The organism is Methylobacterium sp. Leaf108 (assembly GCF_001423265.1).
In the GTDB taxonomy this organism is placed as follows: Bacteria; Pseudomonadota; Alphaproteobacteria; order Rhizobiales; family Beijerinckiaceae; genus Methylobacterium.
In genome coordinates this window covers 228,619-245,582 of sequence record NZ_LMND01000030.1, presented here as the reverse complement: position 1 = coordinate 245,582, position 16,964 = coordinate 228,619, and the positions used below count along the sequence as shown (strand labels likewise).

The 16,964-nt window shown below is 68.0% G+C and carries 6 protein-coding genes; 1 reads left to right on the top strand and 5 read right to left on the bottom strand.

Annotated elements, in window-relative coordinates:
- Positions 1-15 precede the first annotated feature (15 nt).
- The 5 genes from glgB to treZ form a co-directional block, all read right to left on the bottom strand.
- The gene (gene glgB / locus ASF39_RS14000) at positions 16-2,298 is read right to left on the bottom strand and encodes a 1,4-alpha-glucan branching protein GlgB (protein ID WP_056284879.1); all 2,283 of its coding nucleotides are present in this window, start codon (positions 2,296-2,298) and stop codon (positions 16-18) included.
- Positions 2,299-5,556 carry a maltose alpha-D-glucosyltransferase gene (gene treS, locus ASF39_RS13995; RefSeq protein WP_056284877.1) on the bottom strand — a complete coding sequence of 1,086 codons (3,258 nt, stop codon included), beginning with the start codon at positions 5,554-5,556 and terminating at the stop codon, positions 2,299-2,301.
- Positions 5,557-5,899: 343 nt separating this feature from the next.
- A complete protein-coding gene (locus ASF39_RS13990) occupies positions 5,900-9,280 on the bottom strand; it encodes a maltotransferase domain-containing protein (protein WP_056284875.1) in 3,381 nt (1,126 codons plus the stop codon).
- Between the two features lie 173 nt (positions 9,281-9,453).
- Positions 9,454-14,364: a malto-oligosyltrehalose synthase gene (locus ASF39_RS13985; RefSeq protein ID WP_056284873.1), complete on the bottom strand. Its 4,911-nt coding sequence runs from the start codon at positions 14,362-14,364 to the stop codon at positions 9,454-9,456.
- Positions 14,361-16,166, bottom strand: a complete 1,806-nt coding sequence (gene treZ / locus ASF39_RS13980; RefSeq protein WP_056284870.1) for a malto-oligosyltrehalose trehalohydrolase — start codon at positions 16,164-16,166, stop codon at positions 14,361-14,363. The genes ASF39_RS13985 and treZ overlap by 4 nt, the downstream gene beginning before the upstream one ends.
- Before the next feature lie 306 nt (positions 16,167-16,472).
- Between treZ and ASF39_RS13975 the strand changes: the two genes are divergently transcribed.
- The gene (locus tag ASF39_RS13975) at positions 16,473-16,946 is read left to right on the top strand and encodes a YidB family protein (protein WP_056284868.1); all 474 of its coding nucleotides are present in this window, start codon (positions 16,473-16,475) and stop codon (positions 16,944-16,946) included.
- Positions 16,947-16,964 lie beyond the last annotated feature (18 nt).

Below are 16,964 nucleotides of genomic sequence, written 5' to 3'. Positions count from 1 at the left end.
TCGTGTCGCTAGCCATCACCCCTCGCGCACGAAGATCGTCGTCGCCAGCGGCGGCGCCGTCAGCACGAGCGAGTACGGCTGGCCGTGGCTTTCGACGGCTTCCGTCTGGAGGCCGCCCATGTTGCCGATGTTGGAGCCGCCGTAGCGACCCGCGTCCGAGTTGATCGCCTCGCGGTAGAAGCCGGCTTCTGGCACGCCGATGCGATAGCCTTCCCGCGGAATCGGCGTGAAGTTCGACACCACCACCGCGACCTCACCGGGCTCCCGGCCCTTCCGGGCCCAGGCGATGACGCTGTTGTCCTGGTCGTCGGCCACCAGCCATTGGAACCCGGCGGCTTCCGTGTCCCTGGCGTGCAGGGCCGGGGTGGTCAGGTAGAGCTGGTTGAGGTCGCGAACGAGGTCCTTGACGCCGGCGTGAAGGGAATCGTCGAGCAGGTGCCAGTCCAGGCTCTGGTTGTGGTTCCACTCCCGCTCCTGGCCAAATTCGCCGCCCATGAACAGCAGCTTCTTGCCCGGATGCCCCCACATGAAGCCGAAGTAGGCGCGCAAATTCGCGAACTTCTGCCAGCGGTCACCCGGCATCTTGCCCAGCAGCGAACCTTTGCCGTGCACAACCTCATCGTGGGACAGCGGCAGGATGAAGTTCTCGCTGAAGGCGTAGAGGAGACCGAAGGTGAGGTCGTGGTGGTGGTATCGGCGGTGGATGGTCTCCTTCGAGACGAAGTTCAGGGTGTCGTGCATCCACCCCATGTTCCACTTGAAGCCGAAACCGAGCCCACCGGTGTAGGTCGGGTGCGAGACGCCCGGCCACGAGGTCGATTCCTCGGCGATCGTGATGGTGCCCGGTGCGTTGGCGTAGGTCGCCTCGTTGGTCTTGCGCAGGAAATGGATCGCGTCGAGGTTCTCGTTGCCGCCGTACTGGTTGGGGATCCACTCGCCCTGCCGGCGCGAATAGTCGAGGTAGAGCATCGAGGCGACGGCATCCACGCGCAGGCCGTCGAGGTGATAGTGCTCGAGCCAGAAGCGGGCGTTGGCGGCGAGGAAGGTCGCCACCTCGACCCGGCCGAAATTGTAGATGTAGGTGCCCCAGTCCTGGTGGAAGCCCTGGCGCGGGTCGGCATGCTCGTAGAGATGCGTCCCGTCGAACTGGCCCAGGCCGTGGGCGTCCAGGGGGAAATGGCCGGGCACCCAATCGAGCATCACGCCGATGCCGGCCTTGTGGGCGGTGTCGACGAAGGCTGCGAAGTCGTCCGGGCTGCCGAAGCGGCTGGTGGGTGCGAACAGCGACACCGGCTGGTAGCCCCAGGACCCGTCGAACGGGAACTCCGTGATGGGCAGCATCTCGATATGCGTGAAGCCCATCTCCTTGACGTAGGGGATCAGGCGCTCGCCGAGTTCCTTGTAGGTGAGGAAGCGGTTGCCCTCCTCGGCCACCCGCGCCCACGAGCCCAGGTGGACCTCGTAGATCGAGATCGGCGCATGGCGCGGATCGACGGCGCCGCGGGTGGTCATCCAGGCCTCGTCGCTCCAGGCCGGCTCGCTGGTGCCCTGGAGGACAGAGGCGGTCTCGGGCGGTTGCTGCGCCGCGAAGGCGACCGGATCGGCCTTGAGCGGCAACAACCCGCCGTCGGGGCCACTCATTTCGTATTTGTAATGGGCGCCGGCCTTCAGGCCCGGAACGAACAGCTCCCAGACGCCGCCGTTCTGCCAGAGGCGCAGGGGGTGGCGCCGGCCGTCCCAATCGTTGAAGTCGCCGACGACGCTGACCCGGCGCGCATTGGGCGCCCAGACCGCGAAGCGGAACCCCTCGATGCCGTCGACGGTACGGGCCTGTGCGCCGAGCACGCGATAGGTGACGTCGCTGCCGACCTCGCGCAGGGCGTCGATGTCGGCCTGTTGCAAAGACGAGCCGAAGCCATACGGGTCATGGCGCTTGTGCTCGACGCCGTCCCAGGTCTGGTACGCGATTTCGTAGAGCGGACGCCCCTGGCTCTCGAGGCGCGCGACGTAGAACCCCTCGGGGTGCCGCCGCTCGAAGGCCACCCGGTTTCCGGCCACGAGCAGCGTGGCGGATTTCGCCTCGGGAAGGACCGCGCGCACCTCCCAGACACCGGGCGACACCTCATGCGGGCCCAGGACGGCGAAGGGGTCGCCGTGGGTCGCCGACATGATCGCGGCAATGGCCTCCTGCGAGACGGTCCGGGGCGACGTCCCGCCCACCGGCGTGACGTCCGCGGACCCGGAGATGCCCGAAGATGTGGGGGTCCGCGTCGCGAACGTCTCGTCGATATCCGTCATTCAAATGCCTCTCTTGATGTCGTCCAGAATGGTCAGAACCCCTCGCGCGGGGATTTCGATCCAGTCCGGACGGTTATTGGCTTCGTAATCGACTTCGTAGAGGGCCTTGGTCAGCAAGCAGAGCTTGAGGAGCCGCGCTTCCGTCTCCGGATCGGTCACGGCGGCCCTGCTGTCGGCGACCGCCTCCCGGTATCCGTCGAGGAAGGCTGCATCGATCATGCCGCGCCATTCCGCCGCCGCGCGCCGCGCCCGGACCTGCGAATCGGCAAAGCGGGCGGTGATCTCGCGGGTTACGGTCTCGGCGCCGTAGGCGAACGAGCGCAGCATGCCCGCGACGTCGCGCAACGGCGTCGCCTTGCGGCGGCGGTCGTCCGCCGGCCGTGACGGCTCGCCCTCGAAATCCACGATGACGAGGTCGCCCTCGGAGGCGAGGACCTGCCCGAGGTGGTAGTCCCCGTGGATACGGGTCTTCATGGCCCCCTTGGGCGCCTTGGCGATGAGATCCTCGATCACCGCCTCGACCTCGCGACGCCGGCCGATCAGTTCGGTGCTCGCCGTGTTCGCCTGACGGCCGGCCAGCGATTCCAGGCCGCGGAAGGCACGTTCGCCCTGGAGGCGCGTGTCCTCGCCGAGCGCACGCAGGTCGTCGTGGGTGAACGGCTCGGCATCGAAGGCCGCGTCGTCCGTCTTAATGGCGAAGGCCTGGTGCATCTCGGCGGTGCGCCGTCCGAGCAGGATGGCCCAGCGCAGGTGATCCGCGAAGGTGTCGAGGGCCTCCGGCGCCTCGCTCTCGGGCGCCAGCACCACCGTGTCGAAGTCGCGCCGCAGTCCTTCCAGCATCAGGGTCCAGGCGTCGCCCTGGTTCGGCACGAAGGTCTGGAGAACGGCGAGCGCCGTCCGGGTGCCGTCGGCGGCCACATGCTCCATCACGCCGAGCAGGGCGGGCGTGTTGGCGAACCGCGCCGTTTCCGTGAGGAAGCGCCCGACCTCGATCTCGGGATGGATGCCGGTCTGGAGCCGCCGCAGCAGCTTGAGCATCATCTTGGAGCCGATGGCGATGGAGGTGTTGCTCTGCTCAGCCGAAAGGCGCCGGACCTCGCCGATGTCGACCGACACCTCGGAATCGAAGGCGGAGGTGGTCGAGAACTCGAGGCGGCCGGATTCGCTGGGCATCGAGACGCCGTTGCGCATCCCCTCGATGATGGCCACGGCAAAGGCCGGTGCCGCCGCCGCCCCGAACAGGAGGCCGGTGCGGGGGCCACGGCGGACCCGCGCCACCGCGAACGGCATCAGGGTCTCGTCCTCGCGGCCCTCGTCGACGGCGACCGGCACGAAGTAGTCCTGGCGCTCGCCGGTGGCCAGGTGGACCGCGACCCGCGGCAGCAGGAACTTCGCCTCGCCGCCGGCATCGGTCAGCATGGCGCTGTCGATGACCTGGACGGACTTGATGCGCGAGCCCTTGGCGCCGAACCAGCGGCGGGTGGCGATGAAGCGGGGCGCCACCGTGCGCTCGAAGGCGATGCGCTCGCGCCCGGCCATCAACGTCTCGATGCCGCCGGTCAGGACGAGGGTGAACAGTTCGGGCGTCTCGGGCTGCGGCCCGATCGAACCGGCGTTGGCCGCGCTCAGCCCGAACCAGTAGAAGCCGTAGGAGGGCAGCGTCAGCAGGTAGGGCAGGTCGCCGATCGGCGGGAATTCGGAGCCGCCGGTGAGTTCGATCGGCACGGCGCTGCGCAGTTCGGACAGGTCGAGCTGGACCGCCTGGGGCGCGCGCGACAGGTTGGCGACGCACAGGACCCGCTCGCCCTCGAATTCGCGGATCCAGGCGAGGACCTTGCGGTTCGACGGATACAGGAACTGGATCGCGCCGCGGCCGAGCGCGACGGAGTTGTTGCGGATGGCGATCATGCGCCGGGTCCAGTTCAGCAGGCTCGTCTGCGACTGGGTCTGCGCCTCGACGTTGATGGCGTCGAAGCCGTAGATCGGGTCCTGCACCGACGGCAGGAACAACTTCGCCGGATTGGCGCGCGAAAAACCGCCGTTGCGGTCGGGCGACCATTGCATGGGGGTGCGCACGCCATCGCGGTCGCCGAGGTAGATGTTGTCGCCCATGCCGATCTCGTCGCCGTAGTAGAGGACCGGCGTGCCGGGCATCGACAGGACGAGGGACTTCATCAGCTCGATCTTGCGGCGGTCGTTCTCCAGCAGCGGCGCGAGGCGGCGACGGATGCCGAGGTTGATCCGGGCGCGGCGTTCGGCGGCATAGAACGACCAGAGATAGTCACGCTCTTCCGCCGTGACCATTTCGAGCGTCAACTCGTCGTGGTTGCGCAAGAAGATCGCCCATTGGCAGCCCTCCGGGATCTCCGGGGTCTGGCGCATGATGTCGGTGATCGGGTGCCGGTCTTCCCGGGCGATCGCCATGTACATGCGCGGCATCAGCGGGAAGTGGAACGCCATGTGGCATTCGTCGCCGTCGCCGAAGTACTGCGCGGTTTCCTCGGGCCACTGGTTGGCCTCCGCGAGCAGCATCCGGTCGGGATAGCTCACGTCGAGCGCCGCACGGATCGCCTTGATGACCGTGTGGGTCTCGGGAAGGTTCTCGCAGTTCGTGCCGTCGCGCTCGATCAGGTAGGGGATCGCGTCGAGCCGCAGGCCGTCGACGCCCATGTCCAGCCAATAGCGCATCACCTCGATCACGGCCGCGAGCACGGCCGGGTTGTCGAAGTTCAGGTCGGGCTGGTGGCTGTAGAACCGGTGCCAGAAGTATTGCTTGGCGACCGGATCCCAAGTCCAGTTCGATGTCTCGGTGTCGAGGAAGATGATGCGCGTGTCGGAGTACGGGGTGTCGGTGTCCGACCAGACGTAGAAATCGCGCTCGGGGCTGCCGGCCGGCGCCTCGCGGGCGCGCTGGAACCAGGGGTGCTGGTCGCTGGTGTGGTTGATCACGAGTTCGGTGATGACGCGCAGGCCGCGCTCGTGCGCCGCGTCCACGAAGCGACGGAACTCCTCCATCGTGCCGTAGGAAGGGTTCACCTCGCGGTAGTCGCCGATGTCGTAGCCGTCGTCGCGCAGCGGCGAGGGATAGAAAGGCATCAGCCAGATCGCCGTGACGCCCAGGTCGCGGACGTAGTCCAGCTTCTGCGTCAGCCCCTCGAAATCACCGATCCCGTCGTTGTTCGCGTCGAAGAACGACTTGACGTGGATCTGGTAGATGATGGCGTCGCGGTACCATTGCGGATCGCTACGATCGATCATCGTGTCACTGCCTTGCGGATCTGATTCAAGGGTTCCGGATCATCGTACCGGTCATCGCGTCCTTGCCCCGCCCCGAATGGCCGGCAACGGACCCCGAAATCCAGAGGCGGGGTGACGTCCCCTGCCCGCGCCATCGGCGGCTCCTGGAATTCGGGTTCGCGTGCGAAGCCCTGACGTGACGGTACGGATTCGATGAGCCGGTGGGTTGCGCCGGGCGGAAAATTCGGTGCGGAACGCGATGGCCGGCCTATTGGCCAGCCGTCGATCCCGGGTTCGTCGGGGGCTTGCGCCATCATCTTGGCGACGGCGTGACGGCCTCGCCTCGCTGACACGGGTATTCCCGTCACGCAACCCGTCGCGGTGCCCTCAAGCGCCAGATCACACACGACCGCTCGGCCGGGTCGAGGGCGATGCGGTGCGACTTGCCGCGCAGTTGGAACGTGTATCCTTGCAACAGGTCCTCCACCTCGACCGCGCCGTCGTCGGGCTGGCCCAGCAGCCAGAGCGGCACCTCGTAGGTGCATTCACGACGGTTGCGCGGATCGAGGTTGACCATCACGAAGATGCAATTGTCGCCTTCCGGCGTGGTCTTGGCATAGGCCACGATCTCGTCGTCGCCCGCAGCCGTGAAGACGACGTTCCGGAAATCCCACAATGCGGGGTTGTCGCGACGGATGCGGTTGAGCTTGATGATGTGCTCACGGATGTTGCCGGGGCGGTGATAATCCCACGCCTTGAGCTCGTACTTCTCCGAGTTCAGATATTCTTCCTTACCCGGATAGGGCTCGGCCTCGCACATCTCGAAGCCGTTGTAGATGCCGTAGACGGACGACAGTGTCGCCGCCAGCGTGGCGCGCACGACGAACCCGGCCCGACCGCTGGTCTGGAGATAGATCGGGTTGATGTCCGGCGTATTGGCGAAGAAATTAGGCCGATAGTACTCGCCCATCTCTCCGGCCAGTTCCGTGGAATAGGCGATGAGGTCGGCCTTTGTGTCGCGCCAGGTGAAGTAGGTGTAGCTCTGCTGATAGCCGGCCTTGGCGAGCTTCTTCATCATCTTGGGCCGCGTGAAGGCCTCGGCCAGAAAGATGACGTCGGGATAGCGGTCGTTGACCTCGGCGATCATCCATTCCCAGAATGGGATCGGCTTGGTGTGGGGGTTGTCGACGCGGAAGATGCGAACGCCGCGCTCGGCCCAGCCCATGACGATATCGCGCAATTCGATCCACAGCGACGGCAGCGCGCCGCCGTAGAAATGCACGTTCGAGATGTCCTCGTACTTCTTCGGGGGGTTCTCGGCGAACTTCAGGGTGCCGTCGGGCCGCCACTCGAACCATTCCGGGTGGGTCTTGATCCAGGGGTGGTCAGGCGAGCACTGGATCGCGAAGTCGAGCGCGATCTCCATGCCGTAGGCATGGCTGGCCGCGACTAGCCGCGAGAAATCCTCGAGCGTCCCGAGGTCGGGATGGACCGCCTCGTGGCCGCCCTCCTCCGCACCCACGGCATAGACCGAGCCCACGTCACCGGGCAGCGCCTTGAGGGTGTTGTTCTTGCCCTTGCGGTTGGTGCGCCCGATCGGATGGATCGGCGTGAAGTACAGCACGTCGAAGCCGAGTTCGCGGATCTGCGGCAGACGCGCGATGACGTCGTCGAAGGTGCCGTGGCGGTTGACGTCGCCCGATTGCGAGCGCGGGAAGATCTCGTACCAGGCGGAGAATCGCGCCGCCAGGCGATCGGCGATCACTGGAACCTCGACGGGATACCGCGAGAGGTTCAGGCGTTCGGCATTGCGCTGAACGAGAGCGGCGGTCTCGGGCGCCAGGATCAGGTCGAGCTGCGCCGCCGACCCCGCCTGCTCCAGGTCGAGAGCCACGAGCAGGGATTCGAGTGCTGCGGCATCGGGCTCCTCGGCGCGGCTCGCCGCATCCTGGACGATGGCGACGCCCTCGATGGTCTCCAGGCGCACGTCGACGCCGGCGTTGCGCTTCTTGAGGGTGTCGCGCATCCACGAGGCGAAGCCGTCTCGCCACGCTTCGATGGTGAAGACGTAGCGGGCATTGCGCTCCAGCGGGAAGGACCCTCCCCAGCTGTCGTTGTCGACGAAGGTCATCGGATCGCGGCGCCATTCGGTCTCGCCGGCCGGGCGCGACAGGATCGCGGCGGCGATGATGTCGTGGCCGTCGCTGAAGACGTCGGCGGCCACCGCCACGCGCTCGCCGACCACGCGCTTGACCGCGGAACGACCGCCGTCGATCTCCGGGCTGACGGCCTCGATCACGACGCGGCCGCGACCGTCCGGGTTCGTCGGTGTCGGCCAGCGCGAGACCTTGGGTCGCTCGGCCGCCAGGATACGGACTTCGCCCGGTGAAAGCGTGACGACCCCCCCGGCCCGGAAGGCGATCGGCTCCACCTCGGGCGTTCGATCGACGAAGGTACCGAGCATGCCGCCGGTACGGGCGAGAAGGGGTCCGGGCTCCAGAACGGCCGGCGCGTCGGTGGGGTTGTGGAGCACCAGCACCGCGTGGCGGGCCGAGGCGGCGTGGCCGGTATCGAAGCGGATCAGCGCGACCACCGCCGCGTCCGGCGCCGAGATCCGCGCCTGGGCGCCCTCAACGTTGGCGGCGGACAACTCGGCCCGCAGCGCATTGATGGCGGCGATGGAGGCCGAGATGTCCACCCCCGTGGCGGTCTCGCGGGCCTCAGGCGTCGTCTCGACCACGTGCAGCGGACGCGCGTAGCCCCACTCGTAGCCGATCGGCATCAAGACACCGGCCGAAAAGAACGCGGCCAGGGTGTAGCGGGCCTTGAGATGCCGGGCGATCGCCGCGGCGTCGCCCGGCGCCTGCGCCGCGAGGCGCGGCATGTCGTGGTTCTCGGGGAACGCGATCGAGGGCGCGATGACGCGCAGGCGCTCGTATTGCTCCAGCGCCCACGGCGCCTTGAGATCCCACCAGGCAAAGGAGTTGAAGAGGTAGTCGAAGCCGGAGCCGGCGGTGGCCTGCGCCTCCTCGAAGGTACATCCCAGCGTCTCGGCTGCGAACAAACAGTCCGGCTCGATCGCCTTGGCCGACTGGATCAGGACACGCCAGACCTCCGGCGGCACCTTGTAGGCGGCGTCGCAGCGGAATCCACTCACGCCGAGGTCCTGCAGGCGGTTGATGTAGGCGGCCCAGAGCTTGGTCAGCTCATGGGCGGCGGCCTCCGAATGATAATTCAATTCGGCGAGGTCGCCCCAGACGGTGCGGATCGTCGGGTCGTCGGGATCGACCGCATAGGGGCTTTCGGGATGCCCGTGTTCGTCGAGGACGAACAGATCCGGCCGCGAGCGTGCGAGGGGGCCGTCCTTGGCGGTGTGGTTGATGACGAGATCGGTCATCACCGAGAGACCGAGCTCCTGCGCCGCCGCGCAGAAGCGGCGGACCTGGTCGTCGTCGGACGTTCCGTCCTGGTCGCGGAACCGCTCGTCCAGGCGCTCGATGTCCGAAACGGCATAGAGGCTGCGCGAACCGCCGGTCTGGTGAAACGGATTGAGGTAGATCCAGTCGAACCCCATCGCGGCGATGCGCGGCAGTTCGGCGGTCCAGGCGGACACGGGCCCCACCAGGAGCGGGAAAAGGTTGTAGATCCGCGGCCCCTCGGCCCTGGGCGCCAGGGTGGCGGGCAGCGCCACGAGGCCGGCGTCGGCCCGCTGCGCGGAGGTCCTTGCGGGATTGGGAGCGTTCATGTCTTCGTCCTATCGGTCGTCGCGCGCCCTCGGGCCTCTGCGAGAGAGGGGGCCGCGCACTGAGAGTTCGAGGGTGGCCAACCTGATCACTCGGACCCGGTCGCCGTCCCCCTCATGCCCCGCCCGCGGCGAGGCGCCCTCCCCCTTTGCGTCGGGGAAGGGTTCGGATCGTCTCAACCCGTCCGTTTAAGGACGGCGTATGGCAGTTGCGCGAAGAGATCGGCGACATCGAGCCGGCCGTCACCGACCGCCACGTCGCGTCCGGTGACGAGGTCGGTCCACCGGCTCTCACCCGGCACCGGGAGAACGGTCCCGGCAAAGCGCGACGCCGACCACACGCCATCTCCCGGCAAGCCCGACACGAGACGTGGAACCGCCACGATCAGATCACCCTCGCCGCTGGTGCTGGCCGAGCGCGTGAAGGCGAGGACGTGCCCGGCCATGTCACCGGCGGCGGGGGCCGCGATGTAGTCGGCGTCCGCGTAGAAGGACGGCCGGGCCGCGCGATCCTGGAGAAGTCGCGCCAGCGTCGCCTGCTTGACGCGTCCATCCGGCCAGGTGCCGAGCAGGGAGGCCACGTCCGCCTCGCCGGAGAGGGCCTGTGACAGCGCCGAATAGTCCACCGGGCGGCGATTGTCGGGGTCTACGAAGGAAAAATCCCAGTTCTCCGTGCCCTGGTAGGTGTCGGGAAGGCCAGGCAGGGTCGCCTTGAGGACGGTGCGGCCGAGGCTGGCGATCATGCCGAGGTGGGCGAGTCGGCGCGCGAACGGACGCAGCCGGTCGAGGAAGTCCGACCCCGGTGCGATCAACTTGGCGAACAACGCCTTGACCGCGCCCTCGTAAGCCTCGTCGACGTTGACCCAGCTCGACCGGCGCTTGCCCTCGCGCAGCGCCTTCTCTGAATAGGCGCCGAGCCGCTCGCGAAAATCGGTGATGGCCGCTTCGTCGTCGCGCTCCAGCAATTCGAGCGGCCAAGCCCCGAGGATCGCCTGGAAGAACATCCACTGGTCGTTGGCGTCAGGCACGGCCTCGTCGTCGATGACGGTCAGGTGCGAAGCGGCGATCTCCTGCCAGCTCGCCCAGGCCTGCGCCCACTCTTCGGGAATCTCGGACAGGGCGAGCAGTCGGGTGCGGGCATCCTCGCCGCGCTTGGTATCGTGGGTCGCCGTGGTGATCATCGCGTTGGGCCAGTCGCGGGCGCGCGCCACCTGCAACGCGTGGAAATGCTCCACCGACAGGCCGTACTCGCCCGGATCGCCACCGACCTCATTGAGGGCGAGGAGGGCCGCGTAACGATAGAACAGCGTATCTTCCAGGCTTTTGGCCATCACCGGGCCGGTGAGCTGCTGGAAGCGACGGCGGAAGCGCAGGATCACCGCCGGGTCCGGACGCCCGGGAGCCGCCGTGTCGATCCGTCCGAGCAGCGCGTCCGCCGCGAAGTCGTGGACCGACCGATCCGGCAGGGCGCTCCAGCGCTTGGCCTTCTTCACAGCACCCTCGATCAGGCGGATGTCCTCGTCCTCCACGTCGCTTTCGTCGAGGTCGCCGGGCAGGTAGCTGCGGTAGGTCGGGAAGCGCGCGATGATCTCGATCAAGGCGCGGCGGATGGCGTTCACCGAAAAGTCGCGGGTGCGACGGTCGGCGTCGGCGATCTGCTTCAGGTCGGAGGTCATCACCTCGAGCTCGCTGGCGAAGCTGATCTCGAGGATCTCGGCCTTGGCCGCGCGCAGCATGAACTTGTAGGGCTCGTCGAACCCGGTGCTCGCCTCGTAGAGCTTGCGCACCTCCGTGCGTCGGCCTTGATCGACGAGGATGCCGTCGAGCTGGTTGAGCACGTCGTACCCGGTGGTGCCGGCGACAGGCCATGGACGCAGCTTCTCACCGGGCTCCAGGATCTTCTCCACCACCACGTAGAAGCCGGGACCGACCGCCGCCTGCAGCGCGCGGGCGTAGCCGAGGGGATCGGCCAAGCCGTCGATGTGGTCGATGCGCAGCCCGTCGATGCGGCCCTCGCGGACGTGCCGGAAGATGGTCTCGTGCGAGCGCTGGAAGATGTCGGATTTCTCGACGCGCAGGCCCGCCAGGGAATTCACGTCGAAGAAGCGACGATAGTTGATGTCGCTCGCCGCGACCCGCCAATGGGCGAGACGGTACGACTGCAATTCGAGCAACCTGTGGAGGGGGCCGAAGCTGTCGGGATAACCCTCGGCGCCGTTGAACAACCGCAGGGTCCGCTCGATCGCGTCACCGAGGGCGGAGGACGCCGCCACCGCCTCCGCCAGGCGCTCCTTGAGCTCTTCCGCCTCGGCCGGGAAACCGCGCCGGCGCTCGTAGCTCGTTTCCTCGCCCATCAGGCGCAGCTGCTCGGAGATGCTGAGGACCTCGAAGGCGGCGGCGTCGCCGACCTCGTTCAGGGCAGCCAGTGCGCGGTTGAGGATTGAGGGATACTGCAGCGGGCAGACCGGAAAGGCGTGCTCGTAGTGCCAGACGCTGAAGGCGCCTTTGGCGGCGTCGAACTTCAGGTCGAGCTTGCCGCTCTCCAGGGCCTCGCCGTAGCGGTCCCCGAGGAAGGGAACCACCAGCTTGTTGTTGGCGCCGAGCCGCGACCAGTCGATGTCGAAGGCATGAGCGAAGGGCGACAGCCCGCCCCATTCAAGCACCGACAGCCACCATGGGTTGTCGGCGCCGCCGACGCCCATGTGGTTGGGCACGATGTCGAGGAGCAGCTTGAGGCCGTGCCCGTGCAGCGTCTCGGAGAAGCGCACAAAGGCCTCCTCGCCGCCAAGCTCCGGATTGATGGTGGCATGATCGGCGATGTCGTAGCCATGGGTCGAGCCGGGCCGCGCCTTCTGGATCGGCGATGCGTAGACGTGGCTGATCCCGAGCTTTTCCAGGTACGGAATGATCCGCTCGGCGTCCGCGAAGGTGAAACCTTCGTGGAACTGCAAGCGGTAGGTCGCCCGCGGCGGCGCCGAGGCGAGCCGTGCCGCACCCGAACGCGGCCCACGCGCTTCGGCCGACAGGGAAGCCGCGAGCTTGGCCAGGGGCCCGCCGGGGGCGGCGATGGCCTCGAGGCTGCGGTCGAGCTTGCGCCGCCAGTTCGGATAGCCCTCCGTCGACCCGGGCACGTTGGCCTGGCTGAGTTCGGAGACCACGTCCTCGTATTGCACCGCCGTCAGCATCGACGGCGCACGGGCGAGGTAGCGAGCGGCGGCCTCGAAGGGAGCCGCCTCGGGCGGATCGTAGCTCGGCAACAGCTGATCTGCCGCCAGGGCCTCCGTCAGTCTGGCCCGCTCGGTGACGCGGCCGAGGCGCTCGGCCTCGGCCCGCTCGGCATCGTAGAGCCCGAGAGCCTGGCGGGTGTCGGTGTCGACCACGCGCCACCAGCCGACGAAGGTCGGCAGGTCGTGGGTGGTGATGGCGGTGAGCGCATCGCGCGGATAGGCGGCCGGCGGCTTGAAGCGTCCGTCGTTCTCGCGCTCGAACGCGAGGATGCGGTAGCTCAGGATGCCGACACGCATCAAGGCGTCGGAGAACCCGTCAGGCGCGGTGCCGAGATCTTCGGCGATGACGAGGCACTTGGCGCGGTGGCTCTCGAGCCGCAACACCGCCAGCATGGGGTCGAAGGGCATCGCCACATAGGCGCCGTCGCGGGCCGAGCCGTTAGAGGGAATCAGGAAGAGGCGGGCGAGCTGGAAGGCGTGGTCGATGCGGATCGCACCGGCATGGCGCATGTTGGCCTGCACCAGGGCGCGGAACGCGGCAAGGCCATCGCGCTCCATGGCCAGGGGATCGAAGGCCGGCAGGCCCCAATCCTGGCCCTTGGGGGCGAGGAGATCGGGCGGAGCGCCGATCGACACGCCCAGGGCGAACCGATCCGGGTGCGACCAGACCTCGGAGCCGCCGCGATCCGCGCCGACGGCGAGATCGCGATAGAGGCCGAGCCTCATCCCCGCCCCCAATGCGGCCTGCGACGCTGCCCCGAGCTGGACATCGGCGAGGTACTGCAGCCAGACGTGATAGCTGACCGATTCCGCGTTCTCGCGGGCGAAAGCCGCCACCGCATCGGAGCCGGCGGACCGCATCTCCTCCGGCCAATCGCCGACCCAATGGGCGCCGCGGGCCTGATAGAAGGCCGATAGCGCCTCGAAGCGCCCATGCGCTTCGAGGTCGGGGCCGCCGGCCTCGCGAAAGGCCTGGAAGTCTGCGTCCCGGCCCCGACGCGCCGGGGAATCCTCCCACAACACCTGAAGGACGGGCGACAGCACGGCCCAGATGCCCGCGTGGTCGACGAGGGCCGCCTCGCGCAGCGCCTCGACCCGCGGCGCCATCTCGGCGAGTCGTGCCGCGGCGCGTGAGCCTGCGAACCCGGGCAGGGTCCCCGGCTCGATGAACAGTGTCTCGAGGAACAGGCGCGAAGACGGCGAATAGGGCGAAATCTTGCTGCGGTCCGACTCGAACAAGGCATGGACCGGGCTGAGGCCGAGGAACGATGCGCCCCGCAGGCCCGCGTCGCGGGCGGCACGTCCCGCATCGGCATAGGAGCCGATGCCGAGGTTGTCCGGCGAGCGCAGCCCGTAGAGCTGGGCGGCCAGCCCCCAATCCCGGGCGCCCTCGTCGGCATAGGCCCGCGGGCGCCAGCAGCGCTTGGGCGCCGCGATCACCCAGGCCTGCCCGCGCCGGTCACCGAGGGACGCGGTGAGGCGGTGATAGCCCGGCGTAAGGGGCGGGAGCGAGAAGGTCGCGTCCTCGCCTTCGCCGAGGGCGGCGCGGCCCTCGCGGACCTGACCGCGCTCGTCGACGAGCTTCCAGGCGACATGGCCCGATGCCGACGACACCCGCAGCGGAATGCTGGCCGCGCGCCGCGACTCGACCGGCAGCAGCGATGGGATCAGGCCGCACCGCAGGTCTTCCACCCGTTCCAGGCTCGCCGCGATCTCCGCGTCGTCGTCGACCGCGATCCCGAGGGCGGCGAGCATGCCGCGGCGGGTCTCGAGGCTGGTCTCGACGGGCTGCCCGAATGCGTCGGTGTAGCCGTTCGCGACCCCGACGAGATCGGCGAGTTTTTCGAGGTCGGCGCTCATTGGGCGGCTTTCGTCAGGAAAATGCCGGTCCAGGACGGCAGGAGTATCGTCGAATCGCCGGCGTCGCTGGACCAGATGATGTGACCGCCGTCCGACGGCGTCTCGAAGTCGTCGGTGCCGAGATTGGCAAGGAAGCGCAGAGAGCCGGCCTCGTATCGCCAAGTGCAATCCACGACGTCGGGCCGCGGCAGGTGGACCTGCGCCCCGAGATAGCGGGACTTCGTCAGCGGCACCACCGACTGGCGGCGGATCTGCAGGAGATTGCGGGTATCGGCCCAGACCTCGCGGTGGCCCGGCCGGTCACGCTCGGCCCAGTCGATCTTGGAGTCGAGGAACGTCGCCTCCTCGGTCGGATCGGGGATCACGGAGGTGTCGTCGGCGAATGCCGCAAAGCTCTTGAACTCGCGCCGGCGCCCCTCGCGAACCGCCTTGTTGAGGTCGTGGTCGGGCGCGAAATCGACGAAGAACAGGAACGGGGCGGTGGCCGACCATTCCTCGCCCATCCACAGCATCGGGATCTGCGGCGCGAGCAGCAGCCCGGCCCGTGCCAGCGCGAGCTTCTTCGGGTCGCTGAGCGCGCTCAGCCGCTCGCCCAGGGCCCGGTTCCCGACCTGATCGTGGTTCTGGAGGAAGGTGACGAAGGCCGAGGGCGGCAGATGGGCCGAGGGTTCGCCGCGCGGATGGTTGTCGAGGGTCGGGAACGGCTCGCCTTGATAGGCGAAGCCCTCCGACAGGCAGCGCGCCAGATGCGCGACGGGCTTGTCGGAGAAGCTGGCGTAATAGCCGGCGTCCTCGCCCGTCAGCAGCACGTGCCAGCAGTGGTGGAGGTCGTCGGCCCATTGCGCGTCGTGCTGCCTGGCCTTCCCGTCCGCACCCCGTTCGAGCCAGCGTGCCTGGTTGGCTTCGTTCTCAAGCACCAGATGGACCTGCCGGCCGGGCAGGCGGGCCCGGATCGTCTCGCCAAGCTCACCGATGAAATGCGTCTCGGAATCGTCGAGGATCGCGTGGACCGCATCGAAACGCAGGCCGTCGAAATGGTATTCCTCCAGCCAGTAGAGTGCGTTCTGGAAGAAGAAGTCGCGCACGACGCGGCCACTGTCCTCGCCATCGACGTTGATGCCGGCCCCCCAGGGTGTCTGGTGACGCTCGGTGAAGAAGGTCTTGGCGTAGACGTTGAGATAGTTCCCGGCCGGGCCGAAGTGATTGTAGACGACGTCGAGGAAGACCATCAGCCCGAGGCCGTGGGCGCGTTCGACGAGGCGCTTGAGATCGTCGGGCGTGCCGTATGCGGCGTCGGGAGCATAGGGCAGCACACCGTCGTAGCCCCAGTTGCGGGTGCCCTTGAAGTCGGCGAGTGGCAGCAATTCGATGGCGGTGACGCCGAGATCGCACAAATCCTCGAGCTTGTCGGCAAGGGCGGCGTAGGTGCCCTCCGGCGTCGCGGTGCCGACGTGGAGTTCGTAGAGCACGACCTCTTCCCACGGCCGGCCCTTCCAGGCGGCATCGGTCCAGACATAAGCGTGTCCATCCACGACTTCGCTGAGGCCAGACACGTCGTCGGGCTGGAAACGCGAAGCCGGATCGGGAACGACGAGGTCACCGTCGATGCGATACCCGTAGCGTGCGCCGCTGCCGATGCCGGGGACCGTCAGGACGCGCCATCCGCCGCCGACATCGGGTACGTCGTGGTCGACCCCGTCGAGCACGAGCGAGACCCGCTCGGCGGTTGGGGCCCAGAGGGCGAACCGGGTCCCATCCTTGGTCGTCTCCGCGCCGAAGGGCATCGTATGGGCACGCTGCATCAGGCGGCATCCTCGATCATCATGGTTGTGGCATCCGAACGCCGGCGCCGGAGCGTGCACAGCACCGATTGGTTGAGAAGGCGGCCCGGCGCGGTCTGGTTCCCGCATCCGAGCTATGGCGTGGCCACACCGCGACAACCCGCACGGGCAGCGGAATGTTGCACCGCATTTCGAGGACGCAGACCCGCCTCCGGCCGATCGGCGGGCGAACACCGGCCGCTCTGAACCGACAAAGGCAGGACCGGTCACGGAACCCATGCCCGGCCGGGATTCTTACCTCGCGCCACTCGCGCCTGGGAGAGAACGATGAGCCGTGGATATCCGTCGATGACGGCATTGCTGGGCCTGCTGGCGGTAGCCGGCTTCCAGAACAGGGACAAGATCGCCGAAATGCTCGGTGGCCTCGGCAAAGGGCAGCCTGGCCAGCCGGGACAGCCGGTCGAGCAGGGTGGATTGAGCGGGATTCTCGGCAGCATCGCCGGCGCCCTGGGCGGTGCCGGGGCCGGCGCGGGAGCCGGCGGCTTCCTCGGCGGCGGCGTCGGCGAACTCGTCGACCGGTTCCGGCAGGCCGGCCAGGGCGAGACCGCGGACTCCTGGGTCAAGCAGGGCCCGAACCGCGAGATCGCTCCGCCCCAGCTCGAACAGGCGATCGGTCCCGACGTTCTCGCGACCCTGTCGCAGCAGACGGGCCTGTCGCGGGAGGAGCTGCTCTCGCGGCTGTCGCGCGAGCTGCCCAAGGCGATCGACCAGTACACGCCGGACGGACGCGTGCCCGCGTAGGGCGACGCCGTCCCAAGC